Genomic DNA, 16,742 nt, shown 5'->3' with positions numbered 1-16,742 from the left:
AGAGTTCACTGAACCTGACACGATTTCGATCGTACGTTCCCCGCCCGCACGGGCGCCCGCGCCCCCGGGTCCCCTCGCTGTTCACCCCGGTGTCACTCCGCGTTGACCGGCGCTCGCTCCCGCGTTCCCCCCGGGACGGCAGGGTGCGCGTACATGACCGGTTGGCGCAGCTCCTCCTTCCCCCTCCTCGCCGCGGCCGTCACGACGGCCTGCGCCCTGCTGCTGACCGGCTGTGGCGTGCTCCCTGGCACCACGGGGGGTTCCAGGGAGCCGCTCACGGTGATGACCTGGGCGCCGGACGGCACCAAGGGCACCAACATGCCCGGCATGCCCGCCATGGCCCAGGCGTACGCCCGCTGGGTCAACTCCGCCGGCGGCATCGGCGGCCGCGAACTGCGCGTCCTGACCTGCAACGAGCACAACGACTCGGCGGGCGCCTCGGCCTGCGCCCGGCGGGCCGCCAAGGAGGGCGTCGTCGCCGTCGTCGGCTCCTACAGCCAGTACGGGCGCACCTTCATGCCGCCCCTGGAGGCCGCGGGCATCCCCTACATCGGCGGCTACGGCCTCTCCGCCGAGGAGTTCAGCAGCTACCTCTCCTACCCGGTCAACGGCGGCCAGGCCGCGCTCCTGGCCGGCAACGGCGTCCAGCTCGCCGGCTCCTGCGAGCGGGTCGCCCTGGTGCGGCCCGACACCACCGGCGGCGACCAGCTGCCCGCCCTGCTCGACGCGGGCCTCGCCCGCGGCAACGGCGACCGCTCCCGGGACATCAAGGCGCCCGACGACGCCTCGGGCTACGGCCAGCAGGCCGCCCAGGCCCGCGACTACGCCGCCGGGAAGGGCCGCGGCTGCGTCACCGCCGCCCTCGGCGAGCGCACCGAGAACTTCTTCGACTCCTTCCAGCGGCTGCCGGGCACCGGCACCGCCGCCTACCGCGACGTGCGCGTCTCCTCGGTCCTCGGCAGCGTCGACCAGCCGCTCCTGGACCGCTCCGGCGGCGCCGAGAGCCCCTTCGAGGGGGCCCTGGTCACCGGCTGGTACCCGGCCTCCGACGACGCCCGCTGGAACGCGATGCGCAAGGTGCTCTCCGAGCACGCCTTCGGCGACAACCGCATCGACCCCGCCGACGCGGGCGTGCAGACCACCTGGATCGCCTTCACCGTCTTCCGGGCCGCCGTGGAGTCCCTGGGCGACCAGCGGGTCACCGCGACCCGGGTCGCCGGCGCCCTGGACCGGGACGTCCGCGTCGACACCGGCGGGCTCACCCCGTCCCTGCGCTGGCGGCCGTCCGACCTGCTCGGTCGCCCCGGCCAGCTGCGCGTCGTCAACAGCGACGTGACGTTCCAGGTGGTGCGCCGGGGGAAGCTGGTGGCCCAGCGCGACGACTTCGTGGACGTCGCCCGGACGATGCGCGCGGCCCGGAGCTGACCGCCGGGGCCGGGGCCCCGGCGCACCGGGCCCCGGCCCCCCGGCTCACAGCTGGGTCGGCTCCCGCTTGGTCAGCTCGTACCGGCCCGCGATCGAGTTCCACAGCTTCGACGCCTCGCGCTTGGCCGAAGTCGCCTCGCCGCTCGCCTTGTTGCCCTGCACGGCCTGGCCGGTGCCCCGGGCGTGGCCGTCCTTGCAGCCCTTGTCGCCCTTCGCCTGCCCCGCCCAGGCCGCGTAGTGGTCGTCGGCCGACGCCGACGCCTGCCACGCCCGGGTCAGCGCGTCGGTGAGCGCCGCGTGGTCCGGCAGCCGGTCCACGCTCAGGCCCTGCAGCCGGGTGACCAGGTCGCGGCGCTGCTGGGCGGCGCCCCGCAGGTCGGTGGCGGCCTGGTCCAGGTTCTGGCAGCGCTTGATGCTGTCCACGGAGCGGATCACGGCCGCGCGGCTGTTGTTGCTGTCCGCGAGGAGCTTGTCCAGCTCCTGGGCCTGCTTCTTGACCGGGTCGTCCGCCTTGGGCTGCTCGCCCGTCTTGTCGCCGCCCGAGGGCGCGGCGGAGCTGTTGGCCACCGGCTGCCCGGTGTCCTTGCCCTTGTCGGAGTCGTCGCCGCCGCTCAGCAGGGCGCCCGCGCCCAGGCCCACCACCGCGCAGCCCACCACGACGGCGGCGATCACCACGGCCGGGGAGCGGCGGCGCCGCTCCGGCTCGGGCTCGTACGGGTCGTAGCCGCCCTGCGCCGGCTGGGGGCCGCCGGGCTGCTGCGGCGGGTGGCCGTAGCCGCCCTGGCCGAACTGGCCCTGCTGGTGCGGCTGCTGGGGCGGCCCGGACTGCGGGTGCGGGTAGCCGTAGGCGGGCCGCTGCGGGGACTGCGGCTGCGGGTAGCCGTAGCCGCCCTGCGGCGGCTGCTGGTACTGCGGCTGCGCCGGACCCTGGTCCCGGACCGGCGGCATCTGCTGGGTGGCGTCGCTGCGGAAGAGGCTGTCGAACTCGGCCGGGGGCCGGCGGTCGCCCTCCTGCGCCGGGACCGGCGGCAGGTACTGGGTGGCCTGCTCGTCGGGGCGGCCCGGGTGGCCGGGAGCGGCCTGGGGCGGGTACCCGTACCCCTGCTGCGGCGGCTGGTGCGCCTGGGACGGCGGGACCAGCGGGCCGGTGCCCAGGTACGTCGTCGACTCGGCCGGGCTCTCGGGCGGCAGCGGCCCGGCCCCGACCGGGGGTATGAACTGGGTCGCGTCCTCCTCGGCGGGCGCGGGCGACTGCGGGGGCAGCGGCTGCCCGCCGCCCTGGTGCTGCCCGCCCTGGTGCTGTCCGGGCCCCCAGGGCCCGCCCCAGTCCTGGCCCGCCGGGGGTGCGGTCCGGCCCGCCTGCTGCGGCCAGGGCCCGCTGCCGTCTGCGGGCAGCACCACACCTTCGTGCGGCGGCTCCTGCCCCTGTCCGCTCTGCGTCACCGGGAACTCCCACGTGTGTACCTACGGAATCGTCGGCTCACGCTACCGGCTCACTCCGGCAGCGCGCACACACGTGTGAGACCCGTAACAGCCGTGCGACACACGGCGACGCTCCGTGCGGGAGCACGCACGCGCGGGCACCCCGGTCCACCCCGTCAGGCCGCCTGGAGTTCCAGCCGGGCCCCGAACTCCCGTACCGACGGCTCGTCCGCGTACGGCTCCAGGCGCGCCTGGAGGTCCTCCAGGTACTCCGCGCCCCTCGACGACCGCAGCGTGCCCAGGAGTTCGACCGCGCGGGTGCCCGTCGCGCACGCCTGCTCCACCTCGCGCTGCTGCACCTGCGCCGTCGCCAGCAGGATCAGGTCGATCGCCCGGCGCCGCGCCCGCGTCTCGGGGTGGCCCTCCAGCGACTCCCTGGCCGCCCGCGCCGCCGCCTCGGCCTGGCCCAGGTCCCGGTGGCAGTGCGCCAGTTCGTCGGAGAGGTAGGCCGCGTCGAAGTGCCCGATCCAGGCCGGGTCGTCGGCCGCCGCCGACTCCGCGCGGTCCATCGCGCCGATCGCCCGCCCGGCCACCACCTGGCAGGTGCGGGCGTCGCCCAGCAGCGCGTGCCCGCGCGCCTCCGCGGCGAAGAACATCGCCTCCACGCGCGGCGTCACCTGGCCGCGCGCGCCCTCCTGGGCGGCCCTGGCCAGCTGCGCGATCTCGCGCGGGTTGCCCAGCTGCGCCGCCAAGTGGCTCATGGACGCGGCCAGTACGTACCCGCCGTAGCCGCGGTCGCCCGCCGCCTGCGCCAGGCGCAGCGCCTGGATGTAGTAGCGCTGGGCCAGGCCCGGCTGGCCGGTGTCCACCGCCATGTAGCCCGCCAGCTCGGTCAGCCGGGCCACGGCCGCGAACAGCTGCCGCCCGGTGCTCTCCCGGTACGAGCCCGAAAGCAGCCCGGAGACCACGCTGTTGAGGTAGTGCACCACCACCGGCCGCACGTGCCCGCTACCGAAGCGGTGGTCCAGCTCGGTGAGCGCCTGCGTCATCGCCCGTACCGCCTCCACGTCCGAGACACCCACGCGCGCCCCGGCCGACCGCGCCACCTGCGCGTCCGCGCCCGTGATCAGCCAGTCCCTGCTGGGCTCCACCAGCGCGGAGGCGGCCACCGTGGAGCCGGAGAGGAAGTCGCGGCGGCCCACGTCCGAGCGCCACAGCTCGCAGACCTGCTCGATCGCGCCGAGCACCGTCGGCGAGAACTGCAGGCCCACCCCGGACGCCAGGTTCTTGCCGTTGGCCATCCCGATCTCGTCGATCGTGACCGTGCGGCCCAGCTTGCGGCCCAGCGCCTCGGCGATGATGCCCGGCGCCCGGCCGCGCGGCTGCTGCCCGCGCAGCCAGCGCGCCACCGACGTCTTGTCGTACCGCAGGTCGAGCCCGCGTTCCGCGCCGACCATGTTCACGCGTCGGGCGAGGCCGGCGTTGGAGCACCCGGCTTCCTGGATGAGCGCCTGCAAGCGTTCGTTCGGCTGGCGCGCGACGAGAGGCCTGGCTGCCATGACTACCCCCTGAGGCCGGTCCGCGGTCATATGCGTGATCACTGCCCGGCGGCTATGCGGAGAATGCAGAAGAAGAGGTGGCAATGCGTGCGAACCATGGCATTCCAGTCATTTACTGGAATTCGCCTGGATCCGCCGCAATGCCGCGCTATCGCGGGAGACGACCGCACCGGCGCCCCCGCATGTGGTTACCCGCCCGCCGCTCCCCGTCCCCTCGCGCGCCCCCACCCGTGCACCCGTGCGCCCCGGATGCAGGATCGATGCGCCACGCCGCCCCCGCCTGCGCCCGTAACCCGAGGTGGTGGCGGGAGTTGAGTTCTTCGTGGAAGAGACCATCGGAGTCACGGAGACCGCACCCATCCCCAAGCAGCGCGGCGAGCAGCTGCTGGACAGCGCCGTGCGGTACGCGGAAGAGCGGCACTGGGACGTGTTCCCCGGGACCTGGCTGGAGGCCGACGAGGGGCGCGAGCGCTGCTCCTGCGGCACCGCCGACTGCCCTGCGCCGGGGGCGCACGCGGCGAAGCCCGACTGGGCGACCCAGGCCACGGGCAGCGCCGTCGTCGCGCGCCGCCTGTGGTCCAAGCAGCCGGGCGCCTCGATCCTGCTGCCCACCGGCCGCACCTTCGACGCGCTGGACGTGCCGGAGTCGGCCGGCTTCCTGGCGCTGGCCCGCATGGAGCGGATGGAGCTCACGCTCGGCCCGGTGACCTGCACCCCCGACCGCCGCATGCTGTTCTTCGTACTGCCCGGCGGCGCCGCCAAGGTCGCCGACCTGGTGCGCAAGCTCGGCTGGTCCCCGTCCGCCATCGACCTGATCGCCCGCGGCGAGGGCGACTACCTGGCCGCCCCGCCCACCCGGATCGGCGGGCACGGCGCGGTGCAGTGGGCCCGCCGCCCCACCCCCGCCAACCGCTGGCTGCCCGACGTGGAGGAGCTGATCAGCCCGCTGGCCTACGCGTGCGGGCGCGAGGCGGCGGCGGCTCGGGGGAGGTAGCCCCGGTCCTCCGTAAGGTGGTGCCGACCCGTGCGACCGCGACGAGGCGGACGTGCGCAGAGGCGATCGCCGAAGGGGGCACGAGGAAGCATGCCGGAGCAGGCAGTTGACGTGGCGGGCGGAGTGTCGGGGACGACGCCGCCCGCCGTGCGCGTCCAGGGGCTGTGGAAGAGGTTCGGGCAGCAGATCGCGGTCGGCGGGGTCGATCTGACGCTGCCCGCCGGGCGGTTCATCGGCCTGGTCGGGCCCAACGGCGCGGGCAAGACCACCACGCTGTCCATGGTCACCGGCCTGCTGCGGCCCGACCAGGGCACCGTCGAGGTCGCCGGGCACGACGTCTGGCGCGACCCGGTCGGGGTGAAGGCCCGCATCGGCGTGCTGCCCGAGGGGCTGCGGCTGTTCGAGCGGCTCTCCGGCCGCGAACTCCTCGCGTACACCGGGCGGCTGCGGGGGCTGCCCGGCGACGAGGTCGACAAGCGGGCCACCCAGCTGCTCGACGTGCTGGACCTGGCCGGCTCCCAGCACAAGCTGGTGGTCGACTACTCGACCGGCATGCGCAAGAAGATCGGGCTGGCCGCCGCGCTGCTGCACAACCCCGAAGTCCTCTTCCTCGACGAGCCGTTCGAGGGCGTCGACCCGGTCTCCGCGCAGACCATCCGGGGCGTCCTGGAGCGCTACACCCGCTCCGGCGCCACCGTCGTCTTCTCCAGCCACGTGATGGAGCTGGTCGAGTCGCTGTGCGACTGGGTCGCCGTGATGGCGGCGGGCCGCATCCGCGCCCAGGGCCCGCTCGCCGAGGTGCGCGGCGAGGCGCCGTCGCTCCAGGCCGCGTTCCTCGAACTGGTCGGCGCGCACGGGCGCGACCAGGGGCAGTCGCTGGACTGGCTGGGCGGCCCGGGCGGGGACCGGCGATGAGCCTGACCTCCGTCTTCGTACGGCTGAAGCTGTCCCTGCTGCGCAACGGGCTGCGCCAGTCGGCCGGGCGCACCGCCGCGTACGTGACCTCCGTGGTGCTCACCCTGCTGGTCGCCGCCGGGCAGCTGCTCGGCCTGGTGCTGCTGCGCGGCAACGCCGACGCGGGCACCCTGTGCGTGCTGCTGACCGCGGTGCTCGCGCTGGGCTGGGCGGTGATGCCGCTGTTCTTCCCCAGCGGCGACGAGACCCTGGACCCGACCCGGCTGGTGATGCTGCCGCTGCGGCCCGGGCCGCTGGTGCGGGCGCTGCTGGTGGCGTCCCTGGTGGGCATCGGGCCGCTGTTCACGCTGTGCCTGGCGCTCGGTTCGGGCATCGCCCTCGCGCGGGGCGCGGCGGCGGTGGCGGTGGCCGTCGTCGCCGTGCCGCTGGTGGTGCTGGTCTGCGTGGCGCTGGCCCGGGCGGTCGCGGCGGCCAACACCCGGCTGCTGACCTCGCGCCGGGGCCGCGACCTGGCGGTGCTCAGCGGGCTGCTGATCGCGGTGGGCGTGCAGTTCGTCAACTTCGGTGCGCAGCGGCTGGGCCGGGCGGGCGGGCTGTCCGCGCTGGAGCCGGCCGGGGACGTGGTGCGCTGGCTGCCGCCGGCCTCCGCGGTCGGCGCGATCGACTCGGCGGGACGCGGGGCGTACGGGACCGCGGTCCTCCAACTCCTGCTCTCGGCGCTCGCGTTGGCGCTGCTGCTGTACGCGTGGCAGCGCAGCCTGGTGCGCCTGATGACGGCCCCCGACGGCTCGACGCTGCAGGCCGCCGCCCCCGGGAAGGACAAGGCCCGCGGCGGCGCGGGCGGCGGGCACCGCTGGCTGCCCGAGGGGCGCACCGGCACGGTGATGCTGCGCAGCCTGCGGTACGTGTGGCGCGACCCCAAGACCAAGGCGGCGTGGGTGACCTCGCTGGCGATCGGCCTGATCGTGCCGCTGTTCAACGCGCTGCAGGGCACCGGCTCGATCTACTTCGCGTGCTTCGCGGCGGGCATGCTCGGCATCCAGATGTACAACCAGTTCGGGCAGGACACCTCGGCGTTCTGGATGGTCGCCCAGACCATCTCCGGCACCCGGGACGCCTATCTGGAGCTGCGCGCCCGGGCCCTCGCGCTGGCCCTGGTCACCCTGCCGTACGCGGCGCTGGTGACGGTCCTGACGGCGGCCGTGCTGGGCCGCTGGGGGGCGCTGCCGGAGGCGCTCGGACTGTCGTTCGCGCTGCTCGGGGCGATGCTGGCGACGGGCGCGGTGGCCTCGGCCCGCTTCCCGTACTCCATCCCGCAGGACAGCACGTACAAGAACGTGGCGCCGGGGCAGGCGGGGCTCGCCTGGATCTCCATCTTCGGCGGCATGGTGTCGGCGGCGGTGCTGTGCGCCCCGGTGATCGCCCTGACGATCGCGCTGCACGTGACCGGCGCGCGGTCCCTGCTGTGGCTGCTGCTGCCGCTGGGCGCGGCCTACGGCGCGCTGGTCACCTGGGGCGGCCTGAAGGCGGCGGCCCCGCAGCTGGCGCGGCGGCTGCCGGAGATCCTGTCGGCGGTGAGCAAGGGGTAGGCCGCGCCTTCCCGGGCCGGTGGTCAGGCGGGGGGCGTCCGGTGTCCGCGGGCGGCTCCCGCCTCGCGTCCCGCGCACTCCTCCAGGAACGGCTGGACCACCCGGCGCCAGCCCTCCGGCTGGTCGTAGTGCACCAGGTGCCCGGCGTCCGGCACCTCCGCGTACCGCCCGCGCGGCAGCACCCTGACCATCTCCTGCGCCTCCGCGCGGCCCAGCTCGCCGTCCAGGCCGCGCACCACCAGGGTGGGGCAGCGCACCTGGCCCAGGGTGTCCCAGTGCGCGTCGTGCACCCAGGTCTCGCGGGCGGTGAGCATCTGGCGGCGGGAGAACACCGGGCGCCAGCCGTCCGCCCGCTCGGCCATCACCTCGGCGAAGAACTCCCCGCGCGCCGGGCTCGGCCGCTCCACCCAGGGGTCGTCCTCGCCGAACCAGCGGCGCACGTCGGCGAGCGTGGCGAACGGGACCGGCCAGGTGCGGAACCAGTCCTCCCACTCGCGCTGGGAGGCGGCCCCCAGCGCCGAGGCCCGCATGTCGCACACCACCAGGGCGCGCACCAGGTCGGGGCGGCGGGCCGCGAGCTGCCAGGCGGTGAGCGCCCCCATCGAGTGGCCGATCAGCACGGCGGGGCCCAGGCCCAGGCCCTCCACGGCGGCCTCCGCGTCCGCCACGTACGCCTCGCGGGTGTAGGGGCCGTCGGCGGGCTTGTCGCTGCGCCCGTGGCCCCGCTGGTCCAGGGCGACGGCCCGGTGGCGCTCGGCGAGCCAGCGGGCGGTGGCGGCCCAGTGGGAGGCGCGGCCCATCAGGCCGTGCAGCAGTAAGACCCCCGGGGCGGCGGGCGCCTCGCCGCCCTTGGGCGGATCGGCGAACTCCCAGGCGGCGAGCCGTACGCCGTCGGCTCCGGTCACGTCGGTACGTCGCATGGTCCTGGCACCCCCTTGTGGTCCCGGTCCTCCGCAGCCGGTCGGGACGCGCCCGGCCGGATCACCGTTCCGCCAGACTATCGAACCCGTATTCGAAAACAGGGGTCACGCCCGCAACACCCCTCGTTCGAGTGACCGCGCTCAAGGATTGGCGCGCGCTGCCGAGGGGAGATCTTCAGCGGGAGGCGGACCGCTCGGGGAAAACGGTCCGAAGGGGACGACCCTGGGAGCTCGGGGCTCCGGGTCGGAACAGGGGAGGACAGGCCCCGGCGCCGCAGGGCGCCGGGGCCCTCCTGGTGTCCGCGCGGGCGCATCCGCCCCGCCCCCTCCCGGCCGAGGTCATATGCCTTCGCCAAGACTGGCACGCCAGGCGCACGGGCGCTGCCCTTCCGACCGGATGCGACGGGATGTGACGGGAAGGAACACGGCGGAAACGCGGTGCGGAGGACCCGGGCCCGCCCGGGAGGCCGTCCGGCCGGTCAGCGCTTGGCGACGAACACGTGCGAGGCGATCTCCGCCTCCAGCTCGGCCGCCTCGCCGCCGCTGCCCACCAGGACGCCGCCCGGCGACTCCGTGACGCTCACCACCGAGCCGGGCTGCACGCCCGCGCGGCGCAGCGTGTACATCAGCTGGGCGTCCGTCTGGATCGGCTCGCCGATCCGGCGCACCACGACCGTCTTGCCGTCCGCGCCCGCGTCCAGGTCCGCCAGCGAGACCATCGAGTCGTCCAGGAACGGGTCGGCCTCGGCCTTCTCGCCCAGCTCCTCCAGGCCCGGGATCGGATTGCCGTACGGCGACTCCGTCGGGTGGCGCAGCAGCTCCAGGACGCGGCGCTCCACGGCCTCGCTCATCACGTGCTCCCAGCGGCAGGCCTCCGCGTGCACCTGCTCCCACTCCAGGCCGATCACGTCGACCAGCAGGCACTCGGCCAGGCGGTGCTTGCGCATCACGCGCGTCGCCAGCCGGCGGCCCTCGTCGGTGAGCTCCAGGTGCCGGTCGCCCGCGACCTGCACCAGGCCGTCGCGCTCCATGCGGGCCACGGTCTGGCTGACCGTCGGGCCGCTCTGGTCCAGGCGCTCCGCGATCCGGGCGCGCATGGGGACCACGCCTTCCTCTTCGAGCTCGAGGATGGTGCGGAGATACATCTCCGTGGTGTCGATCAGTCCGGACATTCGTGCCCCTCGATGCGTGACATGAAAAGAATCGTGCGGTGGCCCTGCCACCAATTCTGACGCATGGCGCCGACAACCGTGCCGCGCCGGGGAGAACCCCGTCAGGACGCCGCCTTGACAGCACGCACGGCGCGAGGAAAGGTCCAGACCGCACAGACCGCCCACGTGATCCGCGCCACGGTGGCCGGGCTCGAAGGACGGCGCGGCCAGAAGGCGAGAAGGGGTTCGGGCATGGGCGAGAGCGAACTGGCCGGTCGGTTCTTCGACGCGGCGATCGGCCTGCTGCAGCGGGTCCGCGACGAGGAGTCGGGCGCCATCGCCGCCGCGGGCTCCGCGATCGCCGACACCGTCGCGGCCGGCGGGCGGCTGTTCGCGTTCGGGGCGGGCCACTCCTCGCTCGCCGCCCAGGACGTCGTCTACCGGGCCGGCGGCCTCGCCCTGATGAACCTGCTCGCCGTCCCCGGCGTCGTCGGCGTCGACGTGATGCCCGCCACCCTGGGCTCCGCCCTGGAGCGGGTGGACGGCCTGGCCGGGGCGGTCCTCGACTCCTCGCCCGCCAAGCCCGGCGACGTCCTGGTGATCATCTCGCTGTCCGGGCGCAACGCGCTGCCGGTCGAGATGGCGATGAACGCGCGCGCCCTGGGCCTGAAGGTGATCGGGGTGACCTCGGTGGCGTACGCCGAGGAGACCAAGTCCCGGCACGTGTCGGGCACCTTCCTCAAGGACCACTGCGACGTCGTCCTGGACTCCAAGATCGCCGTCGGTGACGCCGAGCTCACCCACGACGGCATCGAGGCGCCCTTCGCGCCCGCCTCCACCGTCGTCACCAGCGCCCTGATGCAGGCCACCATGGCCGCCGCCGCCGAGTCCCTGGTCGCCCGGGGCATCGAGCCTCCGCTGCTGCGCTCGGGCAACGTCGACGGCGGGCACGAGTGGAACGGCCGCGTGATGACCGAGTACGGCGACCGGATCTTCTTCCGGCACTGAGCCCCCGCGCGGCGCCGGGGGCGTACGGACCGGACCCCGGTCCGGCGCTCCGGCACCCGGGGGCCGTACGGAACCCGGGAGCGTACGGAACCCGGTGCGCATCCCGGGCGCCCGGGCTCGTACGGAACCCCCCGGTGCGCATCCCGCGCGCCCGGGGACGTACGGGCGCCCCTCACGCCCCCGGGAAGCGCACCCGCACCGTCAGCCCGCCACCCGGGTTCGGTGCGGCGGCCACCACCGCGCCGTGCGCCCGGGCGATCGACGCCACGATCGACAGGCCCAGGCCCGCGCCCTCCCCCGGGCCGCCCCCGCGCCGCTCCCGGAGCCGCCTGAACGGCTCGAACAGCAGCGGCACCTGCTCCTCGGGCACCACCGGGCCGGTGTTCACCACCTCCACGCCCAGCGGCCCCACCCGCAGCGCCACCCGGCCGCCGGGCACGTTGTGCCGGATCCCGTTGACCACCAGGTTGTGCACCAGCCGGTCCAGCAGCACCGCGTCCCCCCGCACCGTCAGCGGCTCCGCCGCCACCGACAGCGCCACCCCACGGCGCGCCGCCTCCGCGGACAGGCCGTGCGCGGTCAGCCGCGCCACCTCGTCCACCGCCACCGGCTCCGCGGCGCGCAGCCCCTCGTCGGACGCCGCGAGCAGCAGCAGCCCGTCGATGATCCGCTCGCTGTCGTCCGCCACCGCGACCAGCTTCTCCCTGATCCGCGCCACCTTCGCCGGGTCCGGCCCGCCCGCGAGGCCGATCTCCGCCGCCGCCCGCTGCACCGCCACCGGGGTGCGCAGCTCGTGCGCCGCGTTCGCCGCGAACCGCTGCTGCGCCGTCACCAGCTGCTCCATGCGGTCCAGCATCCCGTCGAAGGTGTCCGCGAGCCGCTTCAGCTCCCCGGGCGGCCCGGCCAGCGCGATCCGCTCGTGCAGGTTCTCCCCCGACAGGCGCCGCGCGGTCTCCGTGATCACCGCGACCGGGCGCAGCACCCGGCCCGACAGCCACCAGGCCAGCGCCACCGACACCATCGCGTACAGGCACAGGACCAGCAGCGACACCGTGAGCAGCCGGCTCAGCGCGGCGCTCTCCGCCGCACCGCTGACCGCGCCGTCGATCACCTGCGCCCGGGTGAACTCCGACGGCGTCGGCGCCGGTGTGCGCAGCTGCTCCCAGGTGTCCGCGTCCATCCGCCGGGCCGGCACCGCGCCCCGTACCGCCGTACTGATCGACGCGTACAGGCCCTGGCGCACCAGCAGGTACACCACCGCCGTGAGCAGCGCCCCCGCCAGCACCAGCAGCCCGCCGTACAGGGCCGTGAGGCGGGCCCGCTCCGACCTCACGAGGCGATCCGGTAGCCCGCGCCCGGCACCGTCTCCACCGCCGCGGGCTCGCCCAGCTTGGCGCGCAGCTTGCTCAGCGCGACCCGCACCGCGTTCGTGCGGTAGCTGGTGTTCTCCTCCCAGACCTGCTCGATCAGGTCCTCGCCGCTGACCACCGCGCCGCGCGCCCGCAGCAGCGCCTCCAGGACCGCGAACTCCTTGCGCGACAGCTGGAGGTGCCGGCCGTCCCTGCTGGCCTGGCGGCGCGCGGTGTCCAGGACGATCCCGGCGCCCCGCAGGACCGGCGGCAGCGCGGGCTGCGCGCGCCGGCCCAGCGCCAGGACCCGGGCGAGCAGCTCGTCGTACGCGAACGGCTTGGCCAGGTAGTCGTCGGCGCCCATGCCGAGGCCCGCCACCCGGTCCCGCACCGTGCCCGCCGCCGTCAGCATCAGCACCCGGGTCAGCAGGCCCTGCGCCACCACCCGGCGGCACACGTCGTCGCCGTGCAGGCCCGGCAGGTCGCGGTCCAGGACCATCACGTCGTACGCCCCGAACTGCAGCTTGCGCAGCGCCTCAAGGCCGTCCACCGCCACGTCGACGGCCAGCGCGTCGCGGCGCAGCCCCTCGGCGATCATCTCCGCGAGGAACTCCTCGTCCTCCACCACCAGTACGCGCATGGTCCCCATCTCTACCGAAAGGGACCTTTCGTCTCTGTAAACCCATCCGCTGAGGGAAACGAAACACCGCCCCCCGGCACGCTCCCGCCATGACCACCACACAGCGCCACCTCAGGACCGTGTCCGCGATCGCCCTGGGCGCGCTCGCCCTGCTCACCACCGGCTGCGGCCAGGACGGCGGCGCGAAGGGCGACGACACGGCCAACGACGCGGGCAAGAAGTCCGACCAGGCCTTCGAGCGCCGCAAGTGCCTGCGCGACCAGGGCCTGAAGGTGCCCGAGCCCAAGCCCGGCGAGGACGAGCGGGGCATGTCCATCGACAGCGGCAGCCTGTCCAAGGAGCAGATGGAGAAGGCCCTCAAGAGCTGCGCGGAGAAGACCGGCGGCGCCGGCGCTGCCCAGGGGCCCACCCAGGCGGACAAGGACAAGATGCTCAAGTACGCGCAGTGCATGCGCAAGAACGGCTTCAACATGCCCGACCCGAAGTTCGAGGGCGGCGGCATGAGCTCCGCCCAGCGGGTGCCCGAGGGCGCCGAGAAGGCCAAGTTCGACAAGGCGAACAAGGCGTGCGGGGACACCAACCGATGACCCGGCGCAGGATGGTCCTCGCACTCACCGCCCTCGTCCTCGTCGCAGGCGGCGGCGCCGCCGTCACCGCCCTGGCCACGCCCGAGGAGCAGCGGGCCGAGCAGGACGGCGGACTCCCGTCCGCGACCGCGCCCGTCACCCGCGGCGACCTCAGCAGCAGCTCCCGCCAGGACGGCACCCTGGGTTTCCTCGGCGAGCGCAAGCTCAACGCGGGCGGCGCGGGCACCCTGACCTGGATCGCCCCCGGCGGCTCCACCGTCAAGCGCGACGGACGGCTCTACGAGACCGACGGCAAGGCCGTCCGCCTGATGTACGGCTCCGAGCCCATGTACCGCACCCTGAAGAAGGGCGACAAGGGCAAGGACGTGCGCCAGCTGGAGGAGAACCTCGCCGCGCTCGGCTACACCGGCTTCACCGTCGACGACGAGTACACCGCGGGCACCGAGGCCGCCGTGAAGCGCTGGCAGAAGGAGCACGACCTGGAGCGGACCGGACGGACCGGGCCCGACCAGATCGCCTTCGCGGGCAGCGCGGTACGGGTCAAGGAGGCGGGCGCGGCCGTCGGCGACCCCGTCGCCCCCGGCAAGCCGGTCCTCACCGTGACCGGCTCCGAACGCGTCGTCCGCTTCAAACTCCCGGTCTCCGAGAGCCAGTTGGCCAAGACCGGCACCAAGGTCACCGTCCAGCTCCCGGACGGCACCAGCGCGCCCGGCAAGGTCTCCTCCGTCGGCAGGACCGCCGCCGCGGGCGACGACCAGCAGGACAAGACCCCCAAGATCGAGATCACCGTGTCCTTCGACGACCCCGGCCGCGTCAAGGGCGTCGACCAGGCCCCGGTCGGCGTCGAACTCACCGGACAGACCCGCGAGAACGTCCTGTCCGTGCCGGTCAACGCCCTGCTCGCGCTGCCCGGCGGCGGCTACGGCGTCCAGGTCGTCGAGAACGGCAAGGCCCGCGACGTACGGGTGGAACTCGGCATGTTCGGACAGGGCCGGGTCGAGGTCACCGGCGACGGACTGCGCGAGGGCACGAAGGTCGGGGTGCCGTCCGCATGACCACGCACCCCGCCGACGAGGCGACCGCGCCCGTCCCCCGGGCCGAGGCGACCGCGGGGCGCGGAGAGGCCGTACGGTCCGAGGCGACCGCGGTGGACGGCACGCTCGGACGGTCCGAGGAGGTCGTCCGGCTCACCGGTGTCACCAAGGAGTACGCGGGCGGGGTCCGGGCCCTCGACGGGGTCGACCTCGCCGTGGGACGCGGCGAACTCCTCGCCATCGTCGGCCCGTCCGGCTCCGGCAAGTCCACCCTGCTGCACGTCGTGGGCACCCTCGACCGCCCCACCACCGGCAGCGTCAGCATCGCCGGGCACGACGTCGCCCGCCTCACCGACCGCCGCCTGTCCGCCCTGAGGGCCCGTCACATCGGCTTCGTCTTCCAGGCGTTCCACCTCGTCCCCGGCGTCAGCGCCCAGGACAACGTCGCCGAAGGACTGCTCTACTCCGGGCTCCCCCGGGCCCGGCGCCGCGCCCTGGCCGCCGACGCGCTCGGCCGCGTCGGCCTCGCCGACCGGATGCGCCACCGCCCGCACGAGCTCTCCGGCGGCCAGAAGCAGCGCGTCGCCATCGCCCGCGCCGTCGTCGGTGAGCCCTCGCTCCTCCTCGCCGACGAGCCCACCGGCGCCCTCGACTCCTCCTCCGGCGAAGCCGTCATGGAACTGCTGCACGACCTCAACGCGGAGGGCGCCACCATCGCCGTCATCACCCACGACACCGAGATCGCCGCCCGCCTGCCGCGCCAGGTGAGGATCAAGGACGGCCGGGTCGTCGCCGACACCCGGCGCGGGGAGGCCGCACCGTGACCGCCCCCGCCACCCCTGCGGCCCCCACGGCCCCCGACACCCCCGCGGCCCCCACCGCCTCCCACAAGGACCTCAAGGCCGCCCGGCTCGGACCCCGCGACGTCCTGCACGTCGGCTCCGCGGGACTGCGCAGCCGCCCCGTCCGCGTCGTCCTGTCCGCGCTCGGCATCGCCATCGGCATCGCCACCATGATCGCCGTGGTCGGCATCAGCGCCTCCAGCCAGGCCAAGCTCATGCGCCAGCTCGACGCGCTCGGCACCAACATGCTGGTCGCCAAGCCCGGCCAGGGGATGTTCAGCGGCCAGGACGTCAAACTGCCCAAGACCGCGCCCGGCATGGTCGGCCGCATCAAGGGCGTCGAGGAGGTCGGCGCGACCGGCGACCTCAAGCAGTCGGTCCGGCGCACCGAGAAGATCCCCGCCGACGAGACCGGCGGCATCGGCGTCAAGGCCGCCGACGAGGGCCTGCTCGACGTGCTGCGCGGCAGCGTCGCCCGCGGCGCCTGGCTCAACGCCGCCAACTCCCGCTACCCCTCCGTCGTCCTCGGCCACGTCGCCGCCCAGCGCCTCGGCATCACCGCGCCCGGACAGCAGGTGTGGATCGGCGACCGCTACTTCACCGTCATCGGCGTCCTCGCCCCGCTCCCCCTCGCCCCCGAGATCGAGCGCGCCGCCCTCGTCGGCTGGCCCGCCGCCCAGCGGCTGCTCGGCTTCGACGGCCACCCCACGGCCGTGTACGAACGCTCCACCGACGCGGCCGTCCACGACGTCCAGAAGCTCCTGGCCGCCACCATCGACCCCGAGAACCCGCAGAACGTGGAGGTCGGCGACCCCTCCTCGGCCCTCAAGGCCAAGGCCGCGACCGAAGGCGCCTTCTCCACCCTGCTCCTCGGACTCGGCGGGATCGCCCTGCTGGTCGGCGGGGTCGGCGTGGCCAACACCATGATCATCTCGGTCCTCGAGCGCCGCCACGAGATCGGCCTGCGCCGCTCCCTCGGCGCCACCCGCGGCCAGATCAGGATCCAGTTCGTCACCGAGTCCCTGATGCTCTCCGGCCTCGGCGGCCTCGCCGGAGTCGCCCTCGGCGCCGCCGCCACCGGCGCCTACGCCACCGCGGGCGGCCTGCCCTGGGTCGTCCCCCTCTGGGCCGTCGCCGGCGGCTTCGCCGCCACCCTCGCCATCGGCAGCGTCGCCGGGCTCTACCCCGCCGTACGGGCCGCCAGGCTCTCCCCCACCCTCGCCCTGCACGCGGCGTAGGGACCCTGAAGACACGGCCCGGGACACGAACCAGGACCCGCGCGGTGCGCGCCGCCCCACCCGGGCGGC

At 74.8% G+C, this 16,742-nt stretch carries 15 protein-coding genes; 9 read left to right on the top strand and 6 right to left on the bottom strand.

The annotated features are described in order from the left end of the window. Positions 1-153: 153 nt before the first annotated feature. A complete protein-coding gene (locus ABT160_RS39675; RefSeq protein ID WP_351653483.1) occupies positions 154-1,425 on the top strand; it encodes an ABC transporter substrate-binding protein in 1,272 nt (423 codons plus the stop codon). Between the two features lie 45 nt (positions 1,426-1,470). Here the strand turns inward: ABT160_RS39675 and ABT160_RS39670 are convergent, their stop codons facing one another. Together ABT160_RS39670 and ABT160_RS39665 are read right to left on the bottom strand one after the other, a co-directional pair. After that, the gene (locus ABT160_RS39670; RefSeq protein ID WP_351653482.1) at positions 1,471-2,868 is read right to left on the bottom strand and encodes a hypothetical protein; all 1,398 of its coding nucleotides are present in this window, start codon (positions 2,866-2,868) and stop codon (positions 1,471-1,473) included. Between the two features lie 155 nt (positions 2,869-3,023). After that, positions 3,024-4,406 (bottom strand): NsdA family TPR-like regulatory protein, encoded by a 1,383-nt coding sequence (locus ABT160_RS39665; protein ID WP_351653481.1) that lies wholly within the window; start codon positions 4,404-4,406, stop codon positions 3,024-3,026. A 322-nt stretch (positions 4,407-4,728) separates the two neighbouring features. On the opposite strand from ABT160_RS39665, the gene ABT160_RS39660 reads away from it, so the two are divergent. The 3 genes from ABT160_RS39660 (at position 4,729) to ABT160_RS39650 (ending at position 7,904) form a co-directional block, all read left to right on the top strand. Further along, positions 4,729-5,400 (top strand): bifunctional DNA primase/polymerase, encoded by a 672-nt coding sequence (locus ABT160_RS39660; RefSeq protein ID WP_351653480.1) that lies wholly within the window; start codon positions 4,729-4,731, stop codon positions 5,398-5,400. A gap of 90 nt (positions 5,401-5,490) precedes the next feature. Further along, on the top strand, positions 5,491-6,315 hold the full coding sequence (locus ABT160_RS39655; RefSeq protein ID WP_351653478.1) for an ABC transporter ATP-binding protein: 825 nt from the start codon (positions 5,491-5,493) through the stop codon (positions 6,313-6,315). Continuing rightward, a complete protein-coding gene (locus ABT160_RS39650; RefSeq protein ID WP_351653476.1) occupies positions 6,312-7,904 on the top strand; it encodes a transporter in 1,593 nt (530 codons plus the stop codon). Before ABT160_RS39655 ends, ABT160_RS39650 begins: the two co-directional genes overlap by 4 nt. Before the next feature lie 23 nt (positions 7,905-7,927). Here ABT160_RS39650 and ABT160_RS39645 read toward each other — a convergent pair whose 3' ends face one another. Both ABT160_RS39645 and ABT160_RS39640 read right to left on the bottom strand, forming a co-directional pair. After that, positions 7,928-8,824: an alpha/beta fold hydrolase gene (locus ABT160_RS39645; protein WP_351653474.1), complete on the bottom strand. Its 897-nt coding sequence runs from the start codon at positions 8,822-8,824 to the stop codon at positions 7,928-7,930. A gap of 479 nt (positions 8,825-9,303) precedes the next feature. Beyond that, a complete protein-coding gene (locus tag ABT160_RS39640; protein ID WP_351653472.1) occupies positions 9,304-9,996 on the bottom strand; it encodes an iron-dependent transcriptional repressor DtxR in 693 nt (230 codons plus the stop codon). A 231-nt stretch (positions 9,997-10,227) separates the two neighbouring features. Between ABT160_RS39640 and ABT160_RS39635 the strand changes: the two genes are divergently transcribed. Next, positions 10,228-10,983, top strand: coding sequence for an SIS domain-containing protein (locus tag ABT160_RS39635; RefSeq protein WP_351653497.1), 756 nt, complete (start codon positions 10,228-10,230; stop codon positions 10,981-10,983). Between the two features lie 172 nt (positions 10,984-11,155). Here the strand turns inward: ABT160_RS39635 and ABT160_RS39630 are convergent, their stop codons facing one another. Together ABT160_RS39630 and ABT160_RS39625 are read right to left on the bottom strand one after the other, a co-directional pair. Next, positions 11,156-12,316: an ATP-binding protein gene (locus tag ABT160_RS39630; protein WP_351653471.1), complete on the bottom strand. Its 1,161-nt coding sequence runs from the start codon at positions 12,314-12,316 to the stop codon at positions 11,156-11,158. After that, the gene (locus ABT160_RS39625; RefSeq protein ID WP_351653469.1) at positions 12,313-12,972 is read right to left on the bottom strand and encodes a response regulator transcription factor; all 660 of its coding nucleotides are present in this window, start codon (positions 12,970-12,972) and stop codon (positions 12,313-12,315) included. Before ABT160_RS39625 ends, ABT160_RS39630 begins: the two co-directional genes overlap by 4 nt. Before the next feature lie 89 nt (positions 12,973-13,061). On the opposite strand from ABT160_RS39625, the gene ABT160_RS39620 reads away from it, so the two are divergent. The 4 genes from ABT160_RS39620 (at position 13,062) to ABT160_RS39605 (ending at position 16,673) form a co-directional block, all read left to right on the top strand. Beyond that, on the top strand, positions 13,062-13,559 hold the full coding sequence (locus ABT160_RS39620; RefSeq protein WP_351653467.1) for a hypothetical protein: 498 nt from the start codon (positions 13,062-13,064) through the stop codon (positions 13,557-13,559). Continuing rightward, entirely contained in the window at positions 13,556-14,614 is a 1,059-nt protein-coding gene (locus tag ABT160_RS39615; RefSeq protein ID WP_351653465.1) for a peptidoglycan-binding protein, read from the top strand. Before ABT160_RS39620 ends, ABT160_RS39615 begins: the two co-directional genes overlap by 4 nt. After that, positions 14,611-15,417 carry an ABC transporter ATP-binding protein gene (locus tag ABT160_RS39610; protein WP_351653463.1) on the top strand — a complete coding sequence of 269 codons (807 nt, stop codon included), beginning with the start codon at positions 14,611-14,613 and terminating at the stop codon, positions 15,415-15,417. The genes ABT160_RS39615 and ABT160_RS39610 overlap by 4 nt, the downstream gene beginning before the upstream one ends. 104 nt (positions 15,418-15,521) lie before the next feature. Beyond that, a complete protein-coding gene (locus tag ABT160_RS39605; RefSeq protein WP_351653496.1) occupies positions 15,522-16,673 on the top strand; it encodes an ABC transporter permease in 1,152 nt (383 codons plus the stop codon). Positions 16,674-16,742 lie beyond the last annotated feature (69 nt).

Source organism: Streptomyces sp. NPDC001941, assembly GCF_040296945.1.
In the GTDB taxonomy this organism is placed as follows: Bacteria; Actinomycetota; Actinomycetes; order Streptomycetales; family Streptomycetaceae; genus Streptomyces.
Note: the sequence above shows the minus strand (reverse complement) of the source record. Positions and strands in the feature narration are given on the sequence as shown.